This is a genomic window from Bradymonas sediminis, assembly GCF_003258315.1.
GTDB classification, from domain to species: Bacteria; Myxococcota_A; Bradymonadia; order Bradymonadales; family Bradymonadaceae; genus Bradymonas; species Bradymonas sediminis.
The window spans coordinates 4774567-4800433 of sequence record NZ_CP030032.1; the positions used below are offsets into that span (position 1 = coordinate 4774567).

Here is a 25867-nt window from a genome sequence, read left to right on the forward strand (position 1 = left end):
TTTGAAGAACGGTTTGAGCCGCGAATTACAATTCGTAGCGAACACCCGTCATGAAAAAGAGCTGCCAATTATAGGCCACCTGATACGCGCCGGGGTCGCTGGTCGAGGCGAAATCGGGGAAGCGCTCGCGGGTGGTCTCGCCGACCGCGGGGTCCCAGGCGACGCGGACCTCCAGGGGGACGCTCATCTTCGAGTTGAGCTCGAAATCATAGCCGAGCGCCGCCGTCAGGCCCAGGTGGAAGGCAGGGGTGGTCTCCAGCGGCTCGGCCGCCTGGTCCGAATTCTCGATGACCACCGTCGCGCCGCTCTGCAGCCCCAGCATCGGCACCAAGCCCACGCCCAGGCGGAAGCCGCCGCGGCGCTGGGCGTTCTTCATATGCACCAGGACCGGCACATGGACGATGTGTGAGGTCAGGGTCACCGTGCGTTTGCGCTCGCCCAGGCTCTCGAAGCCCTCGCCGCTGTGGTAGCTATAGAGCAGGCCGGCCTCTAATTCGAAGCGCGCGCCTTTGACCTCGGCGAGTTCGTAGAGGGCGGTGACGCCGCCGGTGAATCCGAAGCCCGAGAACGCGCTGCCGCTGAGCAGCGTGGGCTCGCCGCGGGCGTCGTCGGGTTGTCCCAGCACGCTCCAATTGCCGCCTATTTTGGCGGCGATGGCCAGGTCGCCCGCATCATCGGCGGCTTCGGCCGACGCCGAAAGCCCCGCGAGTAGAGTCGCCGCGACGAGCGCGGCGCTGAATTGTCCGAATATGAACTTCTTCATCCCAAACTCCCAGATGATACGGGCAGCCTGACCGGCCTGGTTGACGCGGGCTTAGACGCGTTTGACCTCGGCGCGCTCGATGACCACGTCCTCAAGCGGACGGTCGCCGGCGTTGGTGCGGACCGCGCCGATCTTCTCAAGCACGTCGAGTCCAGCGACGACTTTTCCGAAGACGGCGTGGCGACCGTCGAGGTGGGGCGTCGGGCCGAGCGTGATGAAGAATTGGCTGCCGTTGGTGTTCGGGCCGGCGTTGGCCATCGACAGGGTGCCCGCGCTGGTGTGGCGCAGGTCGGGGTGGAACTCGTCGGCGAAGCGGTAGCCGGGGCCGCCGCGACCGGTGCCGGTCGGGTCGCCGCCCTGGATCATGAAGCCGTCGATGATGCGGTGGAAGATAAGCCCGTCATAATACGGCTCGTGGGAGGTCTCGCCGGTCTCCGGGTCGGTGTAGGCGCGCTTGCCGGTGGCGAGGCCCACGAAGTTTGCGACCGTCTTGGGGGCTTCTTCTTCGAACATCAGGATGTCCAGCGCGCCCAGGTTGGTGTGCAGGATCACGTGAAGAGCGCCTTCGCCTGCGACGTAGTCGGCCGGAACTTCATTAAAATCTTTGATTCCACTCATTATTTATCCCTTTCATGATGATGCGCCCTCGCCTTGAGGGCAGTATTTGAAAACAAAAAAGCACAGGCATCACAATTTGTGTGCACCGTGGCTACCACGTTTATAGCAAGAAATCATAGTCGTAAACCACGCCGGTGAAGATGCCGAAATGCGCCATATTCTCGCCGTTGGAGGTGAAGGTATGCCCGGTGCTGCCGCCGCTCTCGACCTTGACGCGCGCGTCGAAGCTGTCGTCCCAGCCCAGGTTATACCCGGCGCGCAGCTCGACCGGCACGCGCACCACGCCCAGGTCGATCTCGACGCCGGTCGTCAACTGCAACATCATATAGCTGGCGGTGCTGACGCGGTTTCGCTCGCTGAACAGCGGCCCGTATTGGTCGATGGTCGGGTCGTTCGAGTTCTCGCGCTCGGTGCGGTACTCCAGCGAGCTGCTCTGCTGGAAGACGAACTCCAGGCCCAGCCCCAAAAACGGCTTGAGCCCCGCCGAGGGAGCCACCGCTTTGAGCAGCACCGGCACGTGCAAGGCGCTGACCTGATGCTCCATCGTCACCCGCCCGCGCGGGATGCTATTGACCGATTTATCCTGCCAGCCGGTCAGGTTATCGCCCATATAATAGACGCCCGATTCGAGCCCAAGCACCCCCAGAATGCGCGCCTCCAGCGACAGGCCGACCCCCGGTCCGATGCCGAAGCCCGGGTAAAACCCGGAGTCGTCGGTGGGCTGGGCGTATTGGATCTGCTGGCGGTTGCTGAGCTTGGGCACCTCGCTGGTGGCGGTGCCGGCCACCCCGCCCTTGATGCCCACCAGCAGGTCCACTGGCATCTGCGCGGCCGCCGAGCCCATCACCCCAAAGCTCACCAACAAGAACGCCGAAGCGCACAATAAAGAACGGTAATTCACGTCGAGTCTCCACTACTTATCAATTTATTCGTCAGCCAGCGCGCGAAGTTGCGCCAAAAACACTGTGTCAAAACCACTTTTTTGAAGCATGGGCTTCATACCCGATCGCAGGGGGCTTGCGCAAATCGGAAAGGAGTTATTAGTGTGCTGCGCATCACCATTATTGTTTTGTCCCGTCGGACGTCTCTCGGTCGAGAAGCGCGCGATGAGGCCCACATCCCCGAGTGTGAAAGATGCGTATATCGACAAAAGCTGTGCTCCTTGGCGCCCTGGCCGCTCTATCGCTGACGGTGGGCTGCACCTCAGACCTCACCACGGGGAATCAGACGTGGCAGGATAGCGGTCGCAGCGACGCCCGCGCCGAAGATGTGCTGGGCGACGCGGCTGTCGAGGATGCCGCAGGCGAAGACGCCCTCGGCGAGGATGGGCTGGGCGAAGACGCGGCACAGGATGCGGCGGGCGAAGATGTCGCCCCGGAGCCGCAGGTCGGCCCGCTGACTTTTAAGCTGCGAAACCGAACCGCGCGCACCTTTTATACCTACCCCGCCCCCGCCGGCACCCCGTGCCATCCCAGCCGAGGGTGGCTCGTCCTGGAGGTCAACGGGGAGCGTATCGGGTTGGAGAATGATTGCGCGCAATGCGAGTGCGGCGACTCCGCCTGCGAGCCTTGCGCGGATTCGTGCGCCTCGGACGCCGGGGACGCCGCCGGGCTGGCCGCCGGGGCGGAGCGCAAATATGTCTGGGATAAGCGCGCCTGGACGCCCAACACCGCCGACGCCTGCATGGAGCGCGAGCTGGCGGTGGGCGACGAGGTGGTCGCCAAATTTTGCTGGGGGCACGAGCGCGGCGGCGCGGACTCCGCCAATATCACCGACCATCAATGCGAGTCGAAGTCGATCGTCGTGAGCGAGGACGCGCAGACGCTCGAGTTCGGCGTCGACCAGGGCCAGCTCGACTGGGAGACCGGCGATATCTTCAAGAGCGATAATGATTGGCTGGAGGTGCGCGTGGGGGATATGCCGCTGGTCATCAGCGCCCCGCACGGCGGGCGCATTCAGCCGCCGTCGGTGAGCACCCGCACCTGCGGCAGCAGCCCGGTCACCACCGCCGACACCAATAGCGGCGACCTGGCCATCGAGTTTTATCGACGCTTAAAGAGCGAATACGGCGTGCGCCCGAACCTGGTGGTCGCCCACGTCAAGCGCGCCGCGGTGGACCTCAACCGCGACATCGACCTGGGGGCCTGCGGGAACGCGGCCATGGAGGATGTCTGGCGCCAATATCACGCGTATATCGAGACCGCGCTGGCGCGCACCATCGACGAGTTTGGCTACGCCATCTATATCGATCTGCACGGCCACGGGCACACCAAGCAGCGCCTCGAGCTGGGCTACGGGCTGTCGAAAGCGTCGATCAAGACGGTGCACGAAACCCCGTCCGAAGCCGCGCGCCTGGGGCGGCGCTCATCGCTGCGAAACCTGATGTCGATGTCGACGCTGGACTTTCGCGACGAACTCTTCGGCGCCGACGCCTTTGGCACGCGCATCCACGCCGCCGGCATCCCCGCGGTCCCCAGCCGCCAGGACCCGGTTCCCCTGGAGGGCGACAAATATTTTAGCGGCGGCTTCAACACGCGCCGCTACACCGCGACCGAGTATTCGCGGGTCTTTGGCTGGCAGATCGAGACCCATAAAAACGCCCGCTGGGGCGGCTCAGACGGCGGCGAGGCCGGCCGAAAAGCGTTCGCGCGGGCGTTCGCGGACGTGATTACGGCGTATATCGCGCATATTGAGTCGAATATGGAGGATTGATGAAACCCGGCGTTTATGCCTTTTTCCCCACCATCAAAAACACCGAGAACGCGCGCATTTGGCCGGTTTGGCCGACCTCGCGCTTGACCTCAAACGCGTCGGAGAACGCGATATCCGTGAACCCGGCCGCCTCGGCCAATTTGCGAAGCTCGGGGCGCGCGAACCCACGGTGCACATGGTGGGCGTCGTGCCCGTGAAACGACCCGTCTTCCTGGTCCAGGTCGGCGATGCACAGATAGCCGCCGGGGTTTAAGAGCGCGCTGAATTGCCCGAGGATTTGCTCGGTGTCGGGGATATGGTGCAGCGTCATCGCGCTATAGATCAGGTCAAAGCGCGCATCGGGCAGCGGTTGGGTGGCCAGGTCGAGGTTCAGCGCGGTCATGGCGTCGACGCCGGCCGCGGCGATCTTCTCGCGCAGCACCTCGAGCATCCCCTCCGAGGTGTCCGCCAGCACGATCGCCCCGACGTCTTCGCGCAGCTCAAAGCTTAGCTGCCCGGTCCCGCAGCCGTATTCAAACGCCGCCATCTCCTGGGTCAGCGGCACCGTCGCGCGGATCGCCTTTGCGATCTCGGCGGCGCGTTGTTGTTTCTGCGGGGTGTCCCAGTCGCGGGCTTTCTGGTCGAATTCAGACATTTTATATCCTTTGGGTAGAAGTCGTTCCGGGGCGAGTAATGATTGCTCCCGGGGTGGTGCGACTATGTTGCCTATTTGATGCGGGGGTGGCCAGAGGGTTTCGTGTGGGGGGGACTATCGCATGCGTCTCGATGGCCAACACCAATGCTTGATTTTGGTCGAGCCGCCGCCTATTTGGTTGATTAATATTTGACGCCTTGACGTTGTCAGCTGCGTGCTCATTGGCGCATAGGTGGCGACGTCTCAAACAGATAATCGCGGCGAGCAGCGCATAGCATGTATCAAAAGTCATTGGCGCTGGTTTTTCTGTGGGTCCTATACGGCTCTGTTGGCTTTCTGAGCTATGGGTATGACGACGAGTTCTTTAATATGAACTTGGTCGAGGCGGCTGACGGAGCCCTGCAATTAGCCGCGCTGGTTAATCGGGTCGATGTCCATCCGCCGGGCTCCTACCTGCTAAATTGGCTCGTTCTTAAACTCACGGGTGATTGGTCATTTGTACGGCTTGTTGGCGCGATAATGACCGCCTCGTCGCTGTGGCTTGTCTGGAAGGAAATCGCGCGGTCGAGGCCGGCTTTTTTTGCCTTTGTCGCGATCGGGCTGAACCCAACGCTTCTTTTATGGGGGACGGGGCTGCGTTGGTACGCCTATGCGGTGACGATCATCAACCTGATGATCTATCTGCTATTAAGACCCTGTGAGCGTCAGCGAATATTCTGGGGATTTTTCTTTTTTCTGTCCGTAGCGCTCGTCTATATCGGCTATATTGGACTGATCATTGTCCCCGTTTTATTTCTGATTGCGCTGACTGCTCGTAGGCAAAAATGGCGGGATGAATGGGTGACGATTGCATGGACGGGGGCCGCGGCTGCGGCGCTTGTTTTGCCGCAAATCATCGTGTTCTTCCGAGTGCATCTTCAAAATAGCAGCGCGCAATTTGGCGGGTATCTCAGGTCGATATTTGGCCTTGGGTTTCATCTTTTTGCGGGACAGGGATCCTATCCGCTGACCATTGCGGGCGGCGCGCTGATCTTCGGCAACGCGATCCTCCTGGTCGTGTCGATGGCGGATATTCGAGCAACACTAAAGGCACCAAGCGCCCAACTCTTGCTGGTTGGTTCTGTCAGTTTATTGCTCACGCGTTTAACCACAAAATACCGAAATCTCGTAACCCTGTCTTCGGCGCAGGGCGCCTGGCAAAGCGGCGCTTATAGCCGCATCCAAACGCGTTGGTTGCGAGTGACTACCTTTGTGCTCATTTCGCTGGGAAATCTCTGGGGAGTCGTGAATGTCGCGAGCCATCAGAATACGAGCAAGGGCACCTGGAATATGCCCTACGATGAAATCTTGGCGACCATTCGTCAGCGCGCCGAGCACTGCAACGCCGCGACCCTGATTACGTCGGATCCCGGCATCGCATATTATGGCGAGGCACTTGTCCCGACGCTTATTTACCTGCATCGCGACGCCCATTGGAAGTCCAATGCCGAAGCCGCAGAGGGCTGCATCATTGCCATTCGCACATTCCGTGGCTCAATGAGTCGTCAAAAAGCCCAGGCGTATTCGGATTTTCTGCTCAGCCAAAAAGCGCGCACCACCGAGGTCATTGATATTGGGTTTGATAAAAATGCATCGTTCAAGCGCCGCTTTGAGCGGGATATTCCGGAGTATTATGCTTATATTCATGTGATTGAGCCGAGGTGATGTTTCGTAGGTAGAAGGTTATAAGCCACGCCAAGCGCGCAAATGTCCATAAATTCAAATTATCGAATTGCGCCGCCCCACAAGGCGTTGAATCGCTACGATCGACGAGTCGGCGCGGGGGTGAATGATTGCGGAACCGTGGTTGACGAATCACTTCCGAGTTGCGTAGGTTCGCGGTCTTGACGACCTCCTCCAAAAATAGCAGTGGGAAGCAGCAGTGACGTCTTCATCAGTAGCAAAAATGCATATTTTGACGGTCTTTGGCACCCGCCCCGAGGCCATTAAGATGGCGCCGGTGGTGCGCGAGTTGGCGGCGCGAATAGGATAAGAACTGGCCAACATCCTCTAAGAGCGTTCATAACGCTACTTTCGGCGGACGCCCCAATACGGCACAAATTTTGCGCAAATTTGGAGCAAAGATGTCATATTGGATATGGCGTTCGGGCGATTTTCATGCGCCAAACTCATAGGCATGTGTTTCTGACGCAATGTATTGCGGTTTTACGGGCTAATTGGACGATTTCATCTCGTCATGGCGTATGACTGCTTTCGGGTATGACACGCCGAGTCTCCCGAGCGCGGGCGAATTGACTCGCACCCCCGATTTGCATAGGTTTCGCATCTTGATGATCCCTTAAAGTATTGCGGGAAAGATGTTGGTTAATGATTTAACAGGTCTCCATCCGCAACTCATCTAAAATAACTACGAATTCCCAAACCATCTCATTGTGGCCTTATCGCCGTAACAGAAAATGACAAAAACAACAAAAAAAGCACTCATCACCGGGATTACCGGACAAGACGGCTCCTACCTCGCCGAACTTCTGCTCGAAAAGGGCTACGAAGTTCACGGGATCGTGCGCCGCTCCAGCTCCTTTAATACCCAGCGCCTCGAGCATATTTACCAGGATCCGCATACCCGCGATCAGCGGCTCTTTTTGCATTATGGCGACCTCTCGGATGCCTCGAATCTCTCGCGGCTTATGGAGACCATTGAGCCCGACGAGATCTATAACCTCGGCGCCCAGAGCCACGTGCAGGTATCCTTTGAGGTGCCTGATTATACGGCTCAAGTCAGCGGCCTCGGCACGTTGCGCCTGCTCGACGCCATCAAAGAAACCGGCATCGACACCAAATTTTACCAGGCCTCGACCAGCGAGCTTTACGGGCTTGTGCAGGAAGTCCCTCAGTCTGAGACCACACCGTTCTACCCGCGCTCGCCGTATGCCGTGGCGAAATTATACGCCTATTGGATCACGGTGAATTATCGCGAAGCCTATGGCATTCACGCCTCGAACGGCACCCTCTTTAACCATGAAAGCCCGCGGCGCGGCAAAACCTTTGTGACCCGCAAGATCACCCGCGCGGTCGCGCGAATTAAGCACGGGCTGCAAGAGCGTCTCTATCTCGGAAACCTCGACGCCAAGCGCGACTGGGGCTACGCGCCCGAATATGTCATGGGCATGTGGATGATGATGCAGCAGGACAAGCCCGACGATTATGTGCTCGCCACCGGTGAGACCACGACCGTGCGCGACTTCGCGCAGTGGGCGTTTGAGCGCGCCGATATGCCGATCCGCTGGGAAGGCGAGGGCGTCGACGAAAAGGGATACCACGCTGAGACGGGCAAGCTGCTCGTCGAGGTAGACCCCGCGTATTTTCGCCCCACCGAGGTCGACCTGCTGCTGGGCGACCCCTCCAAGGCAAAGAAGGCATTTGGCTGGGAGGCAAAAACCCCGGTCCAGGAACTCTGCAATATCATGGTCGACCACGACCTGGGCATGGTCGAGCGGCTCGTGACGCTGCGCGAAGCCGGCTACGATGTGATCGAGCAAGGCGTCGACTAAATATCATCTCTCTTCAAGGAGCGCGGGTGTCCCCACCCGCATCGCGCGTAGCGCGATACCCCATAGATTGAAGCGTAGAGAGCGCCCGGGCCGGAGAGCCACAACCACCACAAAAGCTCATAAAAATGACCACCCAAACAAAAACATACCGCCGCATGACCCCAGACGCACGCGTCTACGTCGCCGGCCACCGCGGCCTCGTCGGCTCGGCGCTCGTGCGTCGACTCGAGCGCGCCGGCTATAAAAATATCATCACCCGAACCAGCAGCGAACTGGACCTGACCCGCCAGGCCGACGTCGAAGCATTCTTCGCCGCCGAAGACCCCGAGTTCGTCCTACTCGCTGCCGCAAAGGTCGGCGGAATCCTGGCCAATGACACCTATCGCGGCGAGTTCATTCGTGACAACTTGCTGATCCAGACCAACGTCATCGACGCCGCCCGCCGCCACGGCGTACAGCGCCTTTTATTCCTGGGCTCAAGCTGCATCTACCCGCGCGACTGCCCCCAGCCGATGCGCGAGGACTCCCTACTCACCGGCCCGCTGGAGTCGACCAACGAGGCCTACGCCATCGCAAAGATCGCGGGCCTGAAGATGTGCGAGGCGTTCAACTCCCAATACGGGACGAAATACCTCAGCGTCATGCCCACCAATCTCTACGGCCCGAACGACAATTTTGACCTCGAGACAAGCCACGTCCTCCCCGCGTTCATCCGTAAATTCCACGAAGCCAAACTCCGCCAGGAGCAGACCGGCGAGCCGGCCGAAGTTGTTATTTGGGGCACCGGCACGCCGAAGCGTGAGTTTTTGTATGTCGACGACCTGGCCGACGCCTGCGTCTTCTTGCTCGAGCAAACCGATCACGTTGAACTCACGAATATCGGCGTCGGTCACGATATCTCGATCGCTGAGTTGGCGGCGCTGGTCGCCGATGTTGTCGGATTTGAGGGAACGCTTTCGAAGGATGCCACGAAGCCTGATGGGACGCCGCGGAAGCTGATGGACGTGTCGCAGCTCAATGCGTTGGGTTGGGAGGCGAAGGTCGGTCTTCGTGAGGGGATTGAGTTGGCGTATGCGTGGTTCCAGAAATCCAGTTGATAAATTGAAATCCCCAATAGAGTCAAAGAAAACGTCAATTTATTCGCGCTCGCCCGCCTGGGTGAGGTATCTTGGCGCGCCTTTTGTTCGTATTCTCGAACGTAGCAAAGTGCTTCAGAAAATCGTTGCCAACACTGGCTGGTTGATTATGGAGAAAGGCGTCTCCATGATTGTCGGCTTTTTCGTGGCAGTGTGGGTTATTCGGTATCTCGGGCCCGAGTTATTTGGAAAATTCAGCTATGCGATGAGTATGGTTGGGTTATTCGGTGCAATCGCAACGCTTGGTTTAGATAATATTGTCATTCGTAATATCGTGCGTGGAGATGCGGACGAAGGCGAATTACTCGCGACAACTGGTGTTTTGAAATTTTTTGGGGGCATCGCTGCGACCGGACTCGCGATCGGTTCCGTACTTTTACTCGGACAGGATCGAGAAACAACCTTATTGGTTGCGATTTTCGGTGGAAGCATAATTCTTGCGGGCCTCGGCGTCCCGGATCTTTGGTTTCAAGCAAAAATCCGTTCAAAATATTCGGTAGGCGTCCGCCTCGGAACATTGCTATTTACCAATATCTGCAAAGTAGCGTTGATTCTGGCGGGTGCATCCATATTCGCGTTTGCTCTTGTCTATCCTATTGGTGCGTTATTCAGCGGCGTTTGTTTTGTCGCGCTCTTGAAAATAAGGACATCAAAGTCGTTTCGACTACGGCCGCGTATGGCGCTTGTTGGCGAATTGCTTCGAGATTCATGGCCTCTGATTATTTCAGGCTTATCTATCGCGCTTTATATGAAAAGCGATCAGATTATGCTTGGTGAAATGTTGGATGTTCGCGAAGTTGGGCTGTATGCAACCGCCGTAAAGCTCTCCGAAATGTGGTATTTCTTTCCAATGGTTATCGCGGGGTCGGTCTTTCCGGCGATTATTCAAGCGAAAGAAGGTGCGTCTGTTGAAACGTATCACCGTCGTATGCAGGCATTTTATGACATTATGGTGGTGATATCATTGGCGATTGTAGTGCCGATGACTTTTCTGGCTGGTCTGATTGTCTCGGTGATGTTTGGGGTGGAATATGAAGGGGCTGGGGCGATTCTTCGTATCCATATCTGGGCGTTTGTCTTTGTGGCACTTGGAGTATCTCGAGGGAAATGGCTTATTGCAGAGAATATGACGCGCTTTGCGATGGTGGCGACGCTTATTGGAGCCGTTATAAATATTGGGTTAAATTTAGTATTAATACCCGCGATGGGTGGGGTTGGTGCAGCCTGGGCGACGCTTATCGCCTATATGATATCTGCGTACTTCTCATCATTGCTGATCCCGGAAACCCGTATCGCATTTAAGCAAATGACATATAGCTTGTTTTTGCCATTTAGAATTCGAGAGTTAAAGTATGCGATTAAGTCGTTTAAGAAGTAAATTTGCACGAACCCCAATTGGCCAGAAAACAATACGGGCTCGACGTCATCTTTACGAGATTTTAGGCAACCCAAAATATTCCAGACCTGCCCTTAACGAGTTGGACAGAAAGCTGGAACACTATCTCCCCTATCATAATTGCGTTTTTATCGAAGTGGGTGGCAATAACGGTTATACTCAGAGCAACACGTACTATTTTGAACGGTTTAAGGGATGGCAAGGCATTCTGGTCGAACCGATTCCCGAACTCTATGCCAAATGCCGAAAGGAGCGTAAAAAATCCGAGGTATTCTCGTATGCACTTGTCTCAAAGGATTATGACGCGCCCACTGTCACAATGACGTTCTCAAATCTAATGTCGTTAGTGGATGGTGCCAGGAAGTCGCCCGAGGCAGACAAATCTCATATCGAGCGCGGTGCCGAAATTCAAAATATTTCAACTTATAAAGTTGAAGTCCCTGCGCGAACCCTGTCCGAAGTTATTGACGAAACAAATTTCACCGCTATCGATCTGCTTTCGCTTGATGTTGAGGGATACGAACTCCAGGTTCTTAAAGGATTGGATTTTTCTCGACACGCTCCAAAATACATGCTCATTGAAGCTACATTTAGAGATGAGATTGAGGACTATATTTTGGATCGATATGAATGTGTTGAGTTGCTGTCTCATCATGATGTGTTGTATCGAAGGAGGTGAGTTGTGTTGTTTGCAACGTGGTTGCTATTGAATGTTTGTGTTTGGTTTTTTGTTGGTGTTGACCTCTTGGATGTCGCTAAAACGTTAGACGCAAGAGACTTAAGTAAGTAACTTACACCTTAAAGTGATTCTTTCGCAATTATGTCTGCAGCTATATTGTTTATTGTATTTAATCGCCCTGACGTCACAAGGAAGACCTTTGAACGTATTTCTCAAGTGCAGCCTAAACGTTTGTATATTGCGGCGGATGGCCCAAGGTTGAACTGTCCAGAAGACCGCCAGTCTGTTAGGGAGGTGCAGCAGATTGTGACAAATATTGATTGGCCGTGTGAGGTTCAGACACTTTTCCGAGACGAAAACCTCGGCTGTGGGCCTGCGGTCAAACAAGCCATTGATTGGTTTTTTACGTATGAAGAGCAAGGAATTATACTTGAGGATGATTGTTGTCCTGTTATCAGTTTCTTTAAGTACTGTGATGAATTGCTGGATAAATATTCAAACGATACGCGAATTGGCATGATCGCGGGCACGAATCATCTATCTTATACGCCTATAGGAGGGTCATCCTACTTATTCTCAAAAAACAAAGCTTGCTGGGGATGGGCAACTTGGAGGCGCGCATGGGAGAATATGGATTTCGCCATGAATTGGAGAAAGGACTCGTTAACTGCCAAAAATGTATTCAAAAACATGGGGGTATCGAATAGGTACGAATTGCATTGGAATCAGGCCCTGAAAGCGATTGATAACAATCAAGTAAATGCGTGGGATTGGCAGTGGTACTTTTCGCTGTCAAAACAAAACCAATTGTGCATCTTTCCTGCGACGAATCTTATTGAGAACATCGGTTTCGGTGAAAATGCAACTCATACAAAAGGTGTAGCTAAAAAAAGATACCTTGAAACCAAAGAGCTTAGGTTTCCACTAAGCCACCCATCAGTCATTTGTCCCGATTTTCGATATGATATGAAGTTCGAGCAGACCAAGATGAGTTCGCGTAGACGTATTTGTTTACAAAAGACAAAAGCTCTTTTGAAGTTCATTGTTGACTTTATTAGTGATTAACGAAGGTGTTCCCCATAAAGGCAGTTGTAAGCGTTAAGGGGGTGTTGAAAATTGGAGCCAGGTCATCTTGACCTAATAGAAAGAAAGGCTTTTCCCAGACCTAGAAGGTCTGACTCCGATGTTAGACAACTCCACGGAACGCTTACAGGCAATTCGCTAGTTAGCCGTTTGAGCTTTTTATAGAAATAAGCTGAGGTTATTGTGACCCAAAAGTCAATTAAAACTTTGCGAGGAAAATATACTTTTGAACCTATAAAGTTATCCCGAGGTCAGGGTGCGATGAATATGGCACAATGCAAAGAAAATCTTTTTGTGCTCGCAGATATTCTCGACGCTCAGAGTATTCGCTACGGGATTATTTATGGGACATTGCTCGGCGCGATTCGCGACAATGGGTTTATCCCATGGGATGAAGATGTCGACCTATTTGTGCTCGATGAAGATCGGCAACTCTTTTTGTCGTTGCTATTTGAAATGCGGCAAGAGGACTTAGAAGTGGTGAGATATACAGGTGATTTGCTCTCGTTAATGAGAGGGTCGGACTATATCGACATTTATTTTATGCGTCGTAAGCTTTTTGGGGATCGAGTTTGTGGGGCTGATAGATTAAGGGCTCGATTTTTTGAAACGCGTGAAACAATTCAATTCCTGGGCCGTTCGTTTCCAACAGTTGCTGAGCCAGAAGCCTTTTTAGATTATGCATATGGAAAAGACTGGAAAACGCCAATAAAGCATAAGCATGCAGAAGTAGTTCCGGTTTATAATCGCTGTAAGTCTTTGATTCGCGTGGCTCAAATAAAAGCAACAGAGCGTCTCAAAAACGTGGCAAAAACATTTATTGGCCGATAAATCGTAGAGAATAGGGATGAATCAATGAAAACAGTCATTACATACGGCACCTTTGACCTGTTACATCACGGGCATGTCCGCATATTAAAGCGTCTTCGTAATATGGGAGATCGGCTTATCGTCGGGCTATCGACCGATGAATTTAACCGCGAAAAGGGAAAAAAGACTATTTTACCCTACGACGCTCGCAAAGAGGTTTTGGAGGCCGTCCGCTACGTCGATGGGGTGTTCCCCGAAATTTCATGGGATCAAAAACGCGACGATATCATCCGAGTGAGGGCCGCGATCTTAGGCATGGGCCATGATTGGGCTGGCAAGTTTGATGAGCTAGAAGAGATCGTTGAGGTGCGTTATATTCCCAGAACCGAGAGTGTATCGACGACCGAGATTAAGCAGGCCGCGGCAAGATATAATGCGGAACAGATCATGATATTGCGCAATTATCTCAATGAAGCGGTAGAGATTGCCCAAAAGCTCACTCAAACAAATGAGGTTACGGCGATAGATCTCAAGCAAAGCTCCTGAGTTGACGTTGCCCGGTTTTAATGGATATTTATTATACGCTGTATTGGGTATTTCAAACTTGAGGTTGCTTCAGTTTTCCGGACACATCGAAGAGTATAATCACAGAAACTCAACGAGGTGTTCAAATGAAGCGGTATCCAAAGGAATTTAAGCAAGAGGCGGTTCGCCTGTCGTATCTCGACGACCGCACTTGCGTGCAGGTTGCAGACGAGCTCGGGAGCAACGTCAGAAACCTATATTAATAGTGTAATGCAGCCAAAAAGAACGGCGAAGACGCCTTCCCTGGCAAGGGAAAACAAACGCCGGAGCAGGCTCGAATCACGGAGTTCGAGAAGGAACGTAGACGCCTTCGCCAAGGGCGAGTCATCTTAAAAAATATGAGTATTTTCGCCGACAGGGAGCCCGCGTGAGGTACGAGGTCATCGAGTTTCACCGCAACGAGCTCTCGATCAAGCTTATGTGCGAGGTATTGGGCGTATTCACCAGCGGTTATTACGACTGGCGAAAACACCCTTTGAGCAAGCGGCAGCAGGAAAATGAAAAGCTGCTTCAAAAAATTTAGAACATCTATGCGCAAAGTCGCAGAACTTATGGAAGCCCGAGAATCCACCATATTTTAAAGAGAGAGGGCCGTGTCGTTGGCAGACACCGCGTGGCGCGTTTGATGCGTGAAAATAGCATTCAAGCCGTCCAAAAGGGGCGAAGCAAGCGTACGACCGACTCCAATCATTCGTTTCCGTTGGCCGATAACTTCCTTGCCCGAGACTTTCGTGCAACTTGGCCCAATCAAGTCTGGCTGACAGGTATTACCTATATACACACGAATTGGGGTTGGCTGTACCTGTCGGCCATTCTGGACGTTTATAGCCGCAAAATCGATGGCTGGGTGATGGATGACACAATGGATCGCATATTGTGCATGAATGCGCTTAAAGTGGCCGTGCTTAAGTGGAAGTTTTAGGACGGCCTATTGCATCATTCGGATCGAGGCAGCCAATATGCCAGCGGTGATTATCAAAAGTTGCTCGCGGCCAATGGCATGACCTGTTCGATGAGCCGCAAAGGTAACTATTGGGATGACGCACCGGTGAAGAGGGTCTTTGGCGCCGTAAAGATTAAATCGCTTCATCATAGAATCTTAGCGACCCCGGATGAAGCGCGCCGAGAGATTTTCAAATATATTGATGTCTTTGATAATAGGCAGCGCAAACGCCTAGCGCTCGACTTTAGCAATCCGGTCGAGTTCGAAATGGCCGATATGGCCTAAGTCGGGTATTTATAGTCAGCGCAAACTCATCAAGTTTTAGTCGAGGCATCAATCAAAGTAATTCCGCTTCTAGATAGAATTTGCAGACAATGCGGCTACGCTCTGAGTCCATTAGAATACCCCAGCTTTCCGACATTCCGCAGATTCACCTAATCAACCACTGCTCGAGAAAACCATCGCTGGTGGTTATTCCGGCTATGATGCTCTACTAAAACGAATACTCACCTTATGTGCGAGCTATGAAAGTACTGATTTACGAGACCGGATATGCGGGACATCACCTCGAATACGTGAATTCGCTGGTTAAAGGTTTAAACAGATGTGGTGTTGAGCCGTTATTGGTGACGAGTTCCGAGGCGGTCAGTTCCGCGGAGTTTCGCTTTAGGCTCTCCGATGAGTCCCTCCACTTCCGTCTTGATGATTCGATGTCAACGACGACAGTGGTCTCTCCAGTGCGGACCGCGATCAAAAAACTATGGCACCTTTTGGGCGGCATCTCCCGACACCAGCCGGCTCATGTTTATATTCCCTATATAGATGGCTTAATTTACCTCATCGGTGGGCTTGGTGACTTGGCAAAGGGCGTGATTCCGGAAGGGACCCAGATAGAAGGTATCCTGTTTAACGCGAACTTCGCCTGGACCCAAACCCCGAAGGCCGCGGACCAATTGCGCCTTTATTTGATCGAAGAGGCACTTCGTTCTGGCTTAATTACACGACTGCATTTGCTCGATGAGTTTGTCGCCGAATTTATTCGGGAGCGGGTGGCGCCCTCGCTCTCCCATCGGATTTCGATCTTGCACGATCCGGCACCGAGTGCGCAACCGCTAGTTACTTCTCATCAGGCGCGTCAAAAGCTCGGGCTCCCCCAAGACGGCGCGCTTGTTTTGGTTACAGGGGTGTTGACGGCGCGCAAAGGTGTAACGCAAATTCTCCAGGCGATGTCTCAAATTAATAACCCCCGATTAAAACTCGTGCTTGCCGGGAAGCCCGATTCAGAAATTTGCGCGCTCTTGCAAACGCCACAAGCCAACCGACTGCGCGAGCGAGGCCGTCTGATTGAGCGGCTAAGGTTCGTGGAAGGTGCTGAGTTTCCGCTCTATTTCAGTGCGTCAGATCTCGTGTCTGCATGCTATTCGGATCATCTCGGGTCTAGCGGAATCGTGCTAAACGCGGCGCGTGCACGGCGGCCGCTTATTGGAACAAATCAAGGTTGGATTGGCAAAACGATCGAGAAATATGGGCTCGGTATCACGTGTGAAGTGAGTGACCTCGACTCGATCAAACGCGCGCTCAATTACATGTGCGCGGAATCTTTTGCGTTTCCAAGCTCAAGTCGCCGCGGCGAATTTCTCAGTAAACATCGACTCGAACACTTTGAGGATGATTTAACTCGCGGTGCGCGAGAACGATCATTTGCGTTGAAATAACGGGTATTAAAGTGTCTTATCGTGTGCAAAATATCTCAAAATAACCCTCCTCTTTAAGGCTTTCACTCCGTGCAGACAAGCGTCGCTATCTCAAGTTCAACCAGCCGTGTCATCCGCTGGGAACGTCTAATCCTTTTATTATATGCGATGACAATTCCGATTCCTACGATGGTGGCGATTCCTCCTTCCATACGACTGGCGGTGTATAACTATCGCCCCTATTTCATTGTTGTGGTGATTACCGGTTTCTTTTTGTTTAACCGCTTTTTTGAACATCAGCGCACGAATATATGGTATGACAGTATAAAGCTTCGGAATATCCGTATACTTAGCGCCTTCTTTCCAGTGTATTTTGTCATTGTTTCGATGCTGAAGGGGAAGTTTAATGTCCCTGTAATGGGCCTCTATATAATCTGGACGCTATGTTCATTTTGGCTCGCCCCATTGTTAATGCAATCGATCGCGGATGTGCGGAAGTTCCTCGTTGGATTTTTAGTTGTAAACGGCTTCCTTTTAATTATAACGATTACTTATACGATGCTAATAAATCCGTCGCTCCTAAGCCCAACGCATCAAGGGCGGCTATCTTTTGGGTTGGAAAACCCTAATATTTTCGCTCAGGTTGTGCAAGCTGTTTTTATGTCACTTGTGGGTATTCGAATTCTCGCGCCTGAGCGAAGCAAATGGAGGAGCGTCTCGGGTTATATATTGCTGGCAGCTTGTATTCTTGGCGCATTTGCTTTTGCTTGGTTTGCGCGCTCACGAAATGTTCTGCTCTTTATGCTTGTCGCGGGGGTTTCGTATTCTGTTCTTGTCCTGAAAGGTCGTCGGAAGTATTTGACTCTTATGGCGGCGAATACGGTCATGGTCGTGTGTGCATTGTTTGTGTTTAATTTAGCCGGAGTTGAAGAGAGTAATAAAGTTTCAAGTGGCCGCCTGGCCTATTGGGGCAGCCTCGTAGAGGCGCTTTGGGATGGTCCGTATCCCATTGCTGCGATTTTTGTAGGTCCCGCTTCGCCCATAAGTGTTGACCAGGCGCCAAATCGTTATGATGCATTGGCCGCTGAAAAGAAGTTCAATAAGATGCATGTAGATAATTTTTACTTGGAGCAGGTGCTTGAGTCAGGTTTGATCGGCCTGCTTCTATTTTTGCTTCCTTATATCGTTATGATTGCGCGCAGCCGCTATGACCTTACATCAAGAAGCAGCGAAGGTCGTTTTCTATGTTGGGCGATCAGTCTATGGATCGCGCTCGCCTATCAGAGCTTTTTCATTCCGACGGCGCCGACTTTTAATAATCCCATCGGCTTCTTTTTCGTCATCTTTGGAATTGTCCCCGTCTCAATTATCCGGCAGAAACGGAGTGATCCTACCGCGCGACCCGGAGCGAAAGCCGTAAGTATTTCGGTCCTCGGTGGGAGGCATTAAGGGGTTAAAGCTTGCTAAATAAGTGACGAGTGCTTAGCCGCACTGAATTGTTTTGAGGCCTACCTACTGCTTATGAAAAATTTATTATTGATCGCTTCATATCCACCTCCTATTGCGGGCCAGTCTATCGCGACACGTATGCTGGTGGATTATCTAAAAACGCAGAGTGCCACGTTCGAGTTGGTTGACCTGAGTAAGAAGTTTAATTTGGGAAGTCCCCTATTGGGTGTGATTTGTCGCGCAGGACGGGTCGCTGGATTACCGATGGAGGCATGGAGTCGTACCCGGAAGTGGAAAAAGGACGCGGCCGTTCTTTTCTATTTGCAATTGGGCCAAAGCCCCCAGGCGATGCTGCGGGATTTGCCATTGCTTGAGTTCGCGCATCGAAAAAAATGGCCTATAGTACTTCATGTCCACGGAGGCAGTTTTCGTGTCGCCTATGATAGGGCGCCCGGTTTGTTGCGTATCTTGGTCAAGAGAGCGCTAAATCGTGCCGACAAAATTATTGTTCTGTCGGAATCTCTCAAGGTTATGTTCGACGGACTAGTTGATGACAATAAACTCGCCGTCGTGGCGAACGGGGCGGAGCAATCGTTGGTCAAATATGCGCGCAAATTAAAACCAAAGCCCGAGAGCGCTGAAGGGATGCGGGTGCTCTTTGTAAGCAACCTCATTAAGTCCAAGGGTTATCAAACCGTTTTAGAGGCGGCCCTTCTTGCCCAACAACAAAAGCTCCCTTTACACTTCGTGCTCGCGGGTCATATCACCGAAACCACAACCGTTCATCCCGATGTGTTTATTGAGCAGCATAACCTCAAGAATGTTGAGTTTTTGGGACCCGTTCACGGGCAGGAGAAATTAGGACTCTTCGAAAATGCGGATATATTTGTGCTGCCAATTTCATTCGAGACGGAGGGGCAACCCATTAGTATTATTGAGGCAATGCACTTCGGTCTTCCGGTCATCACGACGCGAAAGGGCGGTATCCCCGACATCGTTAAGGACCGGGAAAACGGGCTCATAATCGATCCCAAATCGCCAATTCAGCTTGTTGATGCGCTCAAGGATATGCTGGTGAATAAGGAACTGCGCCGTGCGATCTCGCTGCATAATTCGCGTGAAGCTCAGGAGTTATATACCGCAGAGGTTCATGGGAAGACGATGTGCGATCTCTTTGAGAGTATTTAATTCGAGCGTCCACAAATTGGCACACGAACCGATTGTATGAAAATAAGCGAACTTAAAGAGAGGGAGGATTTCGCCGAAATTACGGCTCGGACTCTGGCGCGCGGCTGGAGTAGACAGTTTGGGCGTCCCATCACAGTTTCAACGACGCCCATTCCGGGCGCTCAACAGTGGCTGCTGCATTCACTCTTGGGGGCGGTCTATACGCGTGATTCAGCGCCGAGTTTGCGTAAATTTGTGGCCGATCATTTTCGCTGTACGGCGAGGCCTCTGCGCATCGTCCCGCAATATATTGTGGGAACATTACTTACGCGACGGGCCGTATTGAATCGGCTCGGGCAGCCGTTTTTGTGGGTGACGCCTGCGATTGACAACTCCGCGACGCTCTTGGTGGCGCCGGGAAACCAACGCATTAGGGTCTTTGATTTTGAGTCGGGCCTGACGCGCGCCTTCTTAAAGGAAGGCTTCGATAACCGGTCCATGATGCGCGAAATTGCTGTGCGCACAAAGGCAAATGGCAGCTGTTTTACGCAGCTTCAGTCTTGGGATGAAAATGGAAAATGGCTCGAAGAGCCTATTCTTGAAGGGATACCGCTTACGCGCTGCCTGCCCTGGGTTAATAGCGCAGGTTATTTGCATGCGGCGCTGAGATCGCTCGACGTATGGCTCAATGAGACGTCTGAGGAGGTGGCGGCAGCGCAATATATCGAGCAGCTACAGCGCGAACTCCTCGAACGTCTTCATGGCCTTATCGCTCGTTATCCCGATGAACCATTGTTAGCTCGCTTGGGCCCATTAATCGCGCAAATGAGTTGCCAAGCGTCCAAGCTTGAGACAATACAAATAGCGCATTCTCATGGTGACCTGCAGGGCGGAAATATTTGGGTTGACCACGCTCAATCCCGGACGCTTTTGATCGATTGGGAGTATAGCGCGCGTCGATTCCGCTACTATGACTTTCTCTTGATGGGGCTCGCCGCCAGACCTATAAAAAGCTTCGGTGAGCACTCCCGAGAGTTTGTTCGAGGCGGGCAACTTCGCGAGGGGCTACATCATTATTTGCCCGCCCAGGGGCAAGCCTGGCGAAAGGGGGCGCTCGCGCTTTTTTTGCTCGAAGAGTTCAATTGGGTGCTCGATGATCAGGAGCAAGGAGACTATAGCGCGCTATCTGCGAATTTTAGGGTTCTGGCACAGATATTCGCGGAGACGATTGAATTGCTCAGCTAATTTTCGCGGCGTCGAGTTTAGTTACTTATTGGGGTACCCCTGGACTGAGCAGGTCTGAAATAAGCGCTTCAAACCGAGGGCGTGCGGCCGCGACGTCGTATTGCTGAGCGGCTTCACACGCTTTAACTCCCAGGTCTTTGAGATGGGTGTCTTTAGAGAGGAATTGTTGCAAAGATTCAGTGAGTTGTTCGCTATTGCCTGGGTCGTTTAAGTGTAGCCAATCGAACGATTTGCCAATATCTTCGGCGCTACCCATCGCATGGGTGGTGATGACTGGCATACCTGCGGCGAGTGCTTCGGGAACAACCATTCCCCAACCATCATATCGAGAGGGTGCGATGAAGACATCATGGCTTTTCATAATGCCAGGCATCCGCTCCAACTCCTGAAACCCGAGGTCAGTGATATTTGTTATAATATCAGGATAATTTGCGATGCGCTCGCCCATTTCGCCTTTGCCGCATAGTGTTAAGCTCCACGTCGCCGGATCAACTCCACGCTCATCGAGCTGTGAGAACGCGTCCAAGAGCACGTCGAAACCCTTTCGATAACTATAGCGCCCGGCGAAAAGGAAGCGAACCTTTCCGTTGGGCATATATGGTAGTTCACCACGCGAGAAGCGGCTTAATTTACTATAATAAGGAAAGTTATGAGCTGGAAGGCCGGTCATTTCTTCAAATTGATGTTGGGCTTTAACGCCGATTCCCCAATGTTGAGCGGCAAATTTCTGAGCGGGCCAGTAGGCCGCTTTGCGCATTTTGTTGCGAAATAGTTCGGGCGTGAGTTGTGTGACCTCGAAATGCTTGACGCCCATGGGTTCGCACCAAAACACCCAGGGGATTTTAGCGAGTGTCGCCAGATACATGGCAACTTGATAAGACCAACCGGCGTATTGTCCGACGATGAGCACATCGGGGCGTGCCCTTATGAAATCTGTCACAAGCGTTGGGTTTAGATAATAGACGGACTTCTCAAAAGCGACGGGCAGCATCCGATGTGGGTGGGCCGGTTCGGGGAGCTTCGTCCAATGGCGACCCGGCGTCATGGAGCGTAGATAAAATACCTCGATGTCATAAGCGTTGGAGTCGGCCAATTCGTCGAAAAGGTCTACTTGATGATAGGTAGGTATATTTGTGAGGACAACAATTTTAGGATGTGACATAGCGGTATCAATGGCAGTTTAGGATAAAGTAGTTGGAGTCATACACCCAGAAATCTACTTGTTATTTCGCGTCTAAAAGTCGAGTTCAAAATATGCTTATATCAATTTCGGGGATCGATTGCTCAGGCAAATCGACTCAAATCGAATTGTTAACCGAGGCCCTGGTTAAGCTGGGCAAAAAACCTTTCGTGTTTTGGTTTCGTCCGGGTTATTCTTATGAACTGAACACCCTAAAAACAATGGCACGTAAGATCGTACCCTCCGCGCTTCCGGCCGCCGAGGAGAAAGAGAGGCGAAATGATGCTTTTTCTAAACCGGGAGTCAACACGGCCTGGTTAACCGCAGCGGTTGTCGATATGGCGTTTCAATATGGGGCGAAATTGCGTGCTTTAGAACGAGCGGGTTATTTCGTAATTTGTGACCGCTATATCCACGATTCGATGCTCGATTTAAAACTTCGTTTTAGTGCGCTTAATACGGTGGACTCACCGTGGTCGCGCCTTATTTATCGCGTCAGCCCGACCCCCGACGCGCGCTTTCTATTTACATTGCCCTACGACGAGATGCTCCGGCGTATGGAGCAAAAACAAGAACCCTTTCCGGACCCATTGGAGATACGTGAGCAGCGTTTTCACGCATATCAGCGATTGGCAAAAACGGAGGGGTTTGATGTTGTCGACGCGGGTCAAAGCGTAGAGCAAATACATCGAGACATATGTCAACGGCTTAAGCTGTAGGCGTTATAAGTATATTAAAGGCGGCTATGATGACGTTAAATGAGATCGCTTAGCATACTAAGTGTGAGATCGACCGGCGTGATGTTGGGCTGGGCCTCATGCAACCCACCCTGCCTTCGCACCCGCACCGTTCTCCATCCAAGCTGAGTTGGCGCGATAAAATCTTTGTGCGGGTTATCCGCCAAATAAACGCATTCAGCGCCAGAGAATCCAGTGAGCTTTTCGATCTCTTCAAACGCACGCGCGTGAGGTTTGTCGAACTCCGGACCCCATTGCTGGGCGTAAACGATCGGGTTGAGCGTCTCTTCCAATTCCAAGGCGCGAACCTTTGCCTTTTGGCAGACGAGCGGGCCTCCGGTAAGGGCGGCGAGCTGGAAGTTCGCGGGGTGTGCGGCGAGTTGGTTGAGGCGGTCTGCGGCGTCGGGCAGGAGCTCTATTTGGGGCTCGTGGCTGCGATAGATTTGGACCATCTTTTTAATCATATCGAGGTCATAGTTGATATCGAGTGCGTCCAAGGCCTCGTTGAAAATTGTCTGGCGGGTGCCCGCTTCAAATATTTGCCAGGCAACTTCGCTAAACCCACCGATGCGGAGTTCACGGTCGACCCACTCTCCGACCACTTCAAAACCACTTTTAGCGTAGTCGCGCTCAAGGTAGAGCGTGTCGTCGATATCAAAGACGATGCATTTTATGCCTTCTAAAATAGGGTGTGTCATAGTCCGGCCTCGTCGGCGTTGAGGAAGACTGCGTCGTCGAAGCGAAGCATGACGAGTCGGTCTTTCCATTGGTCGGCATTCGCGGAGCTTTCGTGCCCGAGGACTTCTTCGACAATCCATTGGGGATAATGCGCCCCTGCCTGCCAGGCCAGCGGGAAGCCGCCGCCAAAGCGGGGGTTTATCTCAATGATATTTAGCTCGTCTGTAGCGGCGTCGTGAAATATCTGGACATTAAGGGCGCCGAAAGCATCGGGAAGCGCGTCGCCGACCGCCATGGCCAGTTTTTCGATGGCCGCATTGCGCACGGTCATGCCTTTGCTGACCTCGCCGGAGCGCACTTCGAGGCGCTTGCGCGGGACGGCACAGCGGCATTTTCCCTGGCGGTCGACGTAGAAGCTGACGGTATATTCCTCGCCGGTGGCGACCGATTGAACAATATTATTCGGCCCGGCGAAGGCGCGTAATTCCTCGGGGGTGTTGACGATTCCAAAGCCGATGGAGCGGCTGCCGTCGGCGGGTTTGGTTGCCACGGGGAATGTCCAATCCTGCGGGTTGGCGAGCACATCTTCGAGTTCGGCTTGGCGCGGGGTGGGGAAACCATTGTCGCTTAGCCAGCGATGCGTCGCGCGTTTGTTTGATGCGATCTCAATGGTTTTGGGGCCAGAAATCGCGACTGTTACACCGGCAGCTTCGAAGCGGTCGAGATTCGCTGCGTAGACCGCGAGCGCCGGGTCAATGGTCGGGATGATGAGTTTGATATCGTTCTGAGCGCAAATATCCAACACGCGATCGACGAAGCCCGGATCGGTGCACCGGGGCGCTAAAAAGCCATGGTCGGCGATATGAAAAGCCGGCGCTGCGCGGGACATCTCGAGCGCATAAACCTTTCCGTCGAGCGATAGATCGCTCAGGGTTTGTTTGAGGATTTTGAGCAGCGAGACACGACGTCCCGCAGCGGAAAGGAGAATATTAAAAGTATCGTTACTCATCGGGAGTCCGGGCAAAAAATTCGGGCATGGTTGCGTGATTATCTTGGCTAATTCCGTCGCGCTTTAGGACTTTGCCGACGGTGGCGAGCAAGATCTGGAGGTCAAGCAATGTCGACTGGTGGTCGACATACCAGACGTCGTGGGCGAATTTCTCCTCCCAGGATAGCGCATTGCGCCCATTCATTTGCGCCCATCCGGTGACGCCGGGTTTGACCTCATGGCGGCGACGTTGCTCGGGGGTATAGCGGTCGAGGTAGCGCATCAAAAGTGGCCGCGGCCCCACCAGGCTCATATCGCCGCGCAGCACGTTGAGGAGTGTGGGTAATTCATCGATGCTTGTGGCCCGCAAAAATGCGCCAAGGCGCGTGATCCGGGCGCCATCATGCTCGGGGCCTTCCTCGCCAGGCTTCGGGTCGCGCATGGTGCGGAACTTCAGCAACTCAAAGGGCTTATCGTCTTTACCCGGCCGTTGCTGGCGAAAGAGGATAGGGGTGCCCATCGTGGTGCGAAGGCCGACAGCTACACCGCCTAAAATCGGGGCAAGCGCGGCGAGTCCGGCAGCGCTTGCGCTGACGTCGAGGAGGCGTTTGAGGGCTGCGTCGAGCGCTTGTTTATTGGGATTCTTGGTGCGTTTGCATTGCTCGAGAAATGTCGACCATCTCTCTGCTAATTTCGGCATATCATAGTGCTCGCATAGCGCTGTATACGCCGCTTGCCGAATTGTTTGGAGTTCGTCGGGATGTGTCATCCAATATGCGAGTTGCTCAACGACCCGTGTAGCATCGCCGGTTTCTACAACGGTGCCGCAGTCGTGTTTTTGAATCAGCATCGCCAGGTCGGAATCCTCGGGGGCGACGGCGAGTATTGCGCTTTCGGCGGCCATCGCGCTGAAGGTTTTGCTGGGTATACAGGTTTGGCGTGCCGCGTCACGTAGGGTGATTAACGAAATATCTGTGAGCGCCAATAGGCGTGCCCATGCGCGATCTCCGAGGGGCTCGACGAAGCGAATCTGAGTGTCATTTAGGTGCGCGCAGGCGTCGCGTAGTTTGGCCGCGCCGGGGCCAAATGCGGCGATGACAACGCCCAGTTCGCTAGCGTCATCGCGCTCAAACCAGGCAGTGATTGCATCCACGAGTGTCTTCCAATCATGCATCACGCCCATGTTGCCGACATAGCTCGCGACCAGTGTCTTGGACTGGCACCAAGATTCCAGGTCGGACTCGGCGGTGAGCGATTGTCCGAGGTAGGGCGCGAATTCCTGTGCATCTGCGCCCGTCTCGATCACCGTCCACCGGCGCGGTTCGCCATAGCGGGCGATGGCGTTTTGGGCCATATTCTGGCCGATAAAGACGATGCCGTCGGCGTGAGCGAAGACGAATTCGTTCAGCTTCCCCAGCAGTTGGCTGATGAGGTCGTCGGCTTCGATCGAGCCGGCGGCCTCGAGAGCATCCGGATAGAGATCGTAGACCAGAGGGACCACCGTCTGACCGTGAAATGCGCGGGATGCAACCAACGCGAGTGGCAATAGAAATGGGTTCGTAGTGGGGACAAGCGTGTCGTGGTGAGTGAGGCATGCCTTGGCTGCGCTTTGCATCGGGAAAAGTCCCAGCGACGAGAGCCGCGCAGCGATTCGCCCGACACGGCCCGCGCCCATTTTTTGGCGCCACTCAGCGGGTAAAAATTGAGCGTCGACACGCGCGCTAAGGCCTGCCTCAGCGAAGCTGTCGACCAGGCGCGCCATGGGCCCGCCGCCGACGCAGGAGAGGATGGAGATCTTTTCGGTGGAGAAGAAACGCAT

General features: G+C 53.5%; 25 protein-coding genes. 17 read left to right on the forward strand and 8 right to left on the reverse strand.

The window, feature by feature from the left end:
* Nucleotides 1–25: 25 nt before the first annotated feature.
* The 3 genes from DN745_RS18050 to DN745_RS18060 form a co-directional block, all read right to left on the reverse strand.
* Entirely contained in the window at nt 26–763 is a 738-nt protein-coding gene (locus tag DN745_RS18050) for an outer membrane beta-barrel protein (protein ID WP_111337107.1), read from the reverse strand.
* A 51-nt stretch (nt 764–814) separates the two neighbouring features.
* Nucleotides 815–1381 (reverse strand): peptidylprolyl isomerase, encoded by a 567-nt coding sequence (locus DN745_RS18055; RefSeq protein WP_111337109.1) that lies wholly within the window; start codon nt 1379–1381, stop codon nt 815–817.
* Nucleotides 1382–1481: 100 nt separating this feature from the next.
* Nucleotides 1482–2282, reverse strand: coding sequence for a hypothetical protein (locus DN745_RS18060; RefSeq protein ID WP_133621942.1), 801 nt, complete (start codon nt 2280–2282; stop codon nt 1482–1484).
* Between the two features lie 233 nt (nt 2283–2515).
* Between DN745_RS18060 and DN745_RS19450 the strand changes: the two genes are divergently transcribed.
* Nucleotides 2516–4093, forward strand: a complete 1578-nt coding sequence (locus tag DN745_RS19450; protein WP_162687775.1) for an N-formylglutamate amidohydrolase — start codon at nt 2516–2518, stop codon at nt 4091–4093.
* Nucleotides 4094–4106: 13 nt separating this feature from the next.
* Here DN745_RS19450 and DN745_RS18070 read toward each other — a convergent pair whose 3' ends face one another.
* Nucleotides 4107–4727 carry a class I SAM-dependent methyltransferase gene (locus DN745_RS18070; RefSeq protein ID WP_111337113.1) on the reverse strand — a complete coding sequence of 207 codons (621 nt, stop codon included), beginning with the start codon at nt 4725–4727 and terminating at the stop codon, nt 4107–4109.
* A gap of 276 nt (nt 4728–5003) precedes the next feature.
* Here DN745_RS18070 and DN745_RS18075 point away from each other — a divergent pair, with 276 nt between their 5' ends.
* The 15 genes from DN745_RS18075 (at nt 5004) to DN745_RS18145 (ending at nt 20465) form a co-directional block, all read left to right on the forward strand.
* Nucleotides 5004–6431: an ArnT family glycosyltransferase gene (locus tag DN745_RS18075; protein WP_111337115.1), complete on the forward strand. Its 1428-nt coding sequence runs from the start codon at nt 5004–5006 to the stop codon at nt 6429–6431.
* A 752-nt stretch (nt 6432–7183) separates the two neighbouring features.
* A complete protein-coding gene (gene gmd, locus DN745_RS18080) occupies nt 7184–8278 on the forward strand; it encodes a GDP-mannose 4,6-dehydratase (RefSeq protein WP_111337117.1) in 1095 nt (364 codons plus the stop codon).
* A 155-nt stretch (nt 8279–8433) separates the two neighbouring features.
* Nucleotides 8434–9375, forward strand: coding sequence for a GDP-L-fucose synthase family protein (locus tag DN745_RS18085; RefSeq protein WP_111337793.1), 942 nt, complete (start codon nt 8434–8436; stop codon nt 9373–9375).
* Nucleotides 9350–10792, forward strand: a complete 1443-nt coding sequence (locus tag DN745_RS18090; protein ID WP_162687776.1) for a flippase — start codon at nt 9350–9352, stop codon at nt 10790–10792. Before DN745_RS18085 ends, DN745_RS18090 begins: the two co-directional genes overlap by 26 nt.
* Nucleotides 10793–10892: 100 nt before the next feature.
* A complete protein-coding gene (locus DN745_RS18095; RefSeq protein ID WP_162687777.1) occupies nt 10893–11489 on the forward strand; it encodes an FkbM family methyltransferase in 597 nt (198 codons plus the stop codon).
* A 141-nt stretch (nt 11490–11630) separates the two neighbouring features.
* Entirely contained in the window at nt 11631–12554 is a 924-nt protein-coding gene (locus DN745_RS19455) for a hemolysin hemolytic protein (RefSeq protein WP_133621943.1), read from the forward strand.
* 201 nt (nt 12555–12755) lie between these two features.
* The gene (locus DN745_RS18105; RefSeq protein WP_133621944.1) at nt 12756–13403 is read left to right on the forward strand and encodes a LicD family protein; all 648 of its coding nucleotides are present in this window, start codon (nt 12756–12758) and stop codon (nt 13401–13403) included.
* Nucleotides 13404–13427: 24 nt separating this feature from the next.
* On the forward strand, nt 13428–13928 hold the full coding sequence (locus DN745_RS18110; protein ID WP_111337126.1) for an FAD synthase family protein: 501 nt from the start codon (nt 13428–13430) through the stop codon (nt 13926–13928).
* 125 nt (nt 13929–14053) lie between these two features.
* The gene (locus DN745_RS18115; protein ID WP_111337128.1) at nt 14054–14170 is read left to right on the forward strand and encodes a transposase; all 117 of its coding nucleotides are present in this window, start codon (nt 14054–14056) and stop codon (nt 14168–14170) included.
* Between the two features lie 323 nt (nt 14171–14493).
* Nucleotides 14494–14889, forward strand: a complete 396-nt coding sequence (locus DN745_RS18120; protein ID WP_275426350.1) for an IS3 family transposase — start codon at nt 14494–14496, stop codon at nt 14887–14889.
* Nucleotides 14890–14979: 90 nt separating this feature from the next.
* Complete coding sequence (locus DN745_RS18125) at nt 14980–15195, forward strand: IS3 family transposase (protein WP_239497553.1); 216 nt, start codon at nt 14980–14982, stop codon at nt 15193–15195.
* Nucleotides 15196–15434: 239 nt separating this feature from the next.
* Nucleotides 15435–16625, forward strand: a complete 1191-nt coding sequence (locus DN745_RS18130; RefSeq protein WP_111337134.1) for a glycosyltransferase — start codon at nt 15435–15437, stop codon at nt 16623–16625.
* Nucleotides 16626–16694: 69 nt separating this feature from the next.
* On the forward strand, nt 16695–18053 hold the full coding sequence (locus tag DN745_RS18135) for an O-antigen ligase family protein (RefSeq protein WP_133621945.1): 1359 nt from the start codon (nt 16695–16697) through the stop codon (nt 18051–18053).
* 72 nt (nt 18054–18125) lie between these two features.
* Nucleotides 18126–19241 (forward strand): glycosyltransferase family 4 protein, encoded by a 1116-nt coding sequence (locus DN745_RS18140; RefSeq protein ID WP_111337138.1) that lies wholly within the window; start codon nt 18126–18128, stop codon nt 19239–19241.
* Between the two features lie 36 nt (nt 19242–19277).
* Entirely contained in the window at nt 19278–20465 is a 1188-nt protein-coding gene (locus tag DN745_RS18145) for a protein kinase family protein (RefSeq protein WP_111337140.1), read from the forward strand.
* A gap of 25 nt (nt 20466–20490) precedes the next feature.
* Here the strand turns inward: DN745_RS18145 and DN745_RS18150 are convergent, their stop codons facing one another.
* Nucleotides 20491–21627 (reverse strand): glycosyltransferase family 4 protein, encoded by a 1137-nt coding sequence (locus tag DN745_RS18150; protein WP_111337142.1) that lies wholly within the window; start codon nt 21625–21627, stop codon nt 20491–20493.
* Between the two features lie 92 nt (nt 21628–21719).
* Between DN745_RS18150 and DN745_RS18155 the strand changes: the two genes are divergently transcribed.
* Nucleotides 21720–22364, forward strand: a complete 645-nt coding sequence (locus DN745_RS18155; RefSeq protein ID WP_111337144.1) for a dTMP kinase — start codon at nt 21720–21722, stop codon at nt 22362–22364.
* Between the two features lie 35 nt (nt 22365–22399).
* Here the strand turns inward: DN745_RS18155 and DN745_RS18160 are convergent, their stop codons facing one another.
* From DN745_RS18160 to DN745_RS20075, 3 genes are read right to left on the reverse strand one after another with little or no spacing between them, the layout of a single operon-like run.
* Nucleotides 22400–23080 carry an HAD family hydrolase gene (locus tag DN745_RS18160; RefSeq protein ID WP_162687778.1) on the reverse strand — a complete coding sequence of 227 codons (681 nt, stop codon included), beginning with the start codon at nt 23078–23080 and terminating at the stop codon, nt 22400–22402.
* On the reverse strand, nt 23077–24069 hold the full coding sequence (locus tag DN745_RS18165) for an ATP-grasp domain-containing protein (protein WP_111337148.1): 993 nt from the start codon (nt 24067–24069) through the stop codon (nt 23077–23079). The genes DN745_RS18160 and DN745_RS18165 overlap by 4 nt, the downstream gene beginning before the upstream one ends.
* Nucleotides 24062–25867 (reverse strand): sugar transferase, encoded by a 1806-nt coding sequence (locus DN745_RS20075; RefSeq protein WP_162687779.1) that lies wholly within the window; start codon nt 25865–25867, stop codon nt 24062–24064. Before DN745_RS20075 ends, DN745_RS18165 begins: the two co-directional genes overlap by 8 nt.

What these genes read in the sequence shown, in the direction of transcription:
- DN745_RS18085 (WP_111337793.1), top strand. Translation starts at nt 8,434, where the DNA reads ATGACCCCAGACGCACGCGTCTACGTCGCCGGCCACCGCGGCCTCGTC.
- DN745_RS18140 (WP_111337138.1), top strand. Translation starts at nt 18,126, where the DNA reads ATGAAAAATTTATTATTGATCGCTTCATATCCACCTCCTATTGCGGGC.
- DN745_RS18130 (WP_111337134.1), top strand. Translation starts at nt 15,435, where the DNA reads ATGAAAGTACTGATTTACGAGACCGGATATGCGGGACATCACCTCGAA.
- DN745_RS18125 (WP_239497553.1), top strand. Translation starts at nt 14,980, where the DNA reads ATGAGCCGCAAAGGTAACTATTGGGATGACGCACCGGTGAAGAGGGTC.
- gmd (WP_111337117.1), top strand. Translation starts at nt 7,184, where the DNA reads ATGACAAAAACAACAAAAAAAGCACTCATCACCGGGATTACCGGACAA.
- DN745_RS18155 (WP_111337144.1), top strand. Translation starts at nt 21,720, where the DNA reads ATGCTTATATCAATTTCGGGGATCGATTGCTCAGGCAAATCGACTCAA.
- DN745_RS18150 (WP_111337142.1), bottom strand. Translation starts at nt 21,627, where the DNA reads ATGTCACATCCTAAAATTGTTGTCCTCACAAATATACCTACCTATCAT.
- DN745_RS20075 (WP_162687779.1), bottom strand. Translation starts at nt 25,867, where the DNA reads ATGCGTTTCTTCTCCACCGAAAAGATCTCCATCCTCTCCTGCGTCGGC.
- DN745_RS18165 (WP_111337148.1), bottom strand. Translation starts at nt 24,069, where the DNA reads ATGAGTAACGATACTTTTAATATTCTCCTTTCCGCTGCGGGACGTCGT.
- DN745_RS18160 (WP_162687778.1), bottom strand. Translation starts at nt 23,080, where the DNA reads ATGACACACCCTATTTTAGAAGGCATAAAATGCATCGTCTTTGATATC.
- DN745_RS18055 (WP_111337109.1), bottom strand. Translation starts at nt 1,381, where the DNA reads ATGAGTGGAATCAAAGATTTTAATGAAGTTCCGGCCGACTACGTCGCA.
- DN745_RS18050 (WP_111337107.1), bottom strand. Translation starts at nt 763, where the DNA reads ATGAAGAAGTTCATATTCGGACAATTCAGCGCCGCGCTCGTCGCGGCG.
- DN745_RS18075 (WP_111337115.1), top strand. Translation starts at nt 5,004, where the DNA reads ATGTATCAAAAGTCATTGGCGCTGGTTTTTCTGTGGGTCCTATACGGC.
- DN745_RS18115 (WP_111337128.1), top strand. Translation starts at nt 14,054, where the DNA reads ATGAAGCGGTATCCAAAGGAATTTAAGCAAGAGGCGGTTCGCCTGTCG.
- DN745_RS19450 (WP_162687775.1), top strand. Translation starts at nt 2,516, where the DNA reads ATGCGTATATCGACAAAAGCTGTGCTCCTTGGCGCCCTGGCCGCTCTA.
- DN745_RS18070 (WP_111337113.1), bottom strand. Translation starts at nt 4,727, where the DNA reads ATGTCTGAATTCGACCAGAAAGCCCGCGACTGGGACACCCCGCAGAAA.
- DN745_RS18090 (WP_162687776.1), top strand. Translation starts at nt 9,350, where the DNA reads ATGCGTGGTTCCAGAAATCCAGTTGATAAATTGAAATCCCCAATAGAG.
- DN745_RS18145 (WP_111337140.1), top strand. Translation starts at nt 19,278, where the DNA reads ATGAAAATAAGCGAACTTAAAGAGAGGGAGGATTTCGCCGAAATTACG.
- DN745_RS19455 (WP_133621943.1), top strand. Translation starts at nt 11,631, where the DNA reads ATGTCTGCAGCTATATTGTTTATTGTATTTAATCGCCCTGACGTCACA.
- DN745_RS18110 (WP_111337126.1), top strand. Translation starts at nt 13,428, where the DNA reads ATGAAAACAGTCATTACATACGGCACCTTTGACCTGTTACATCACGGG.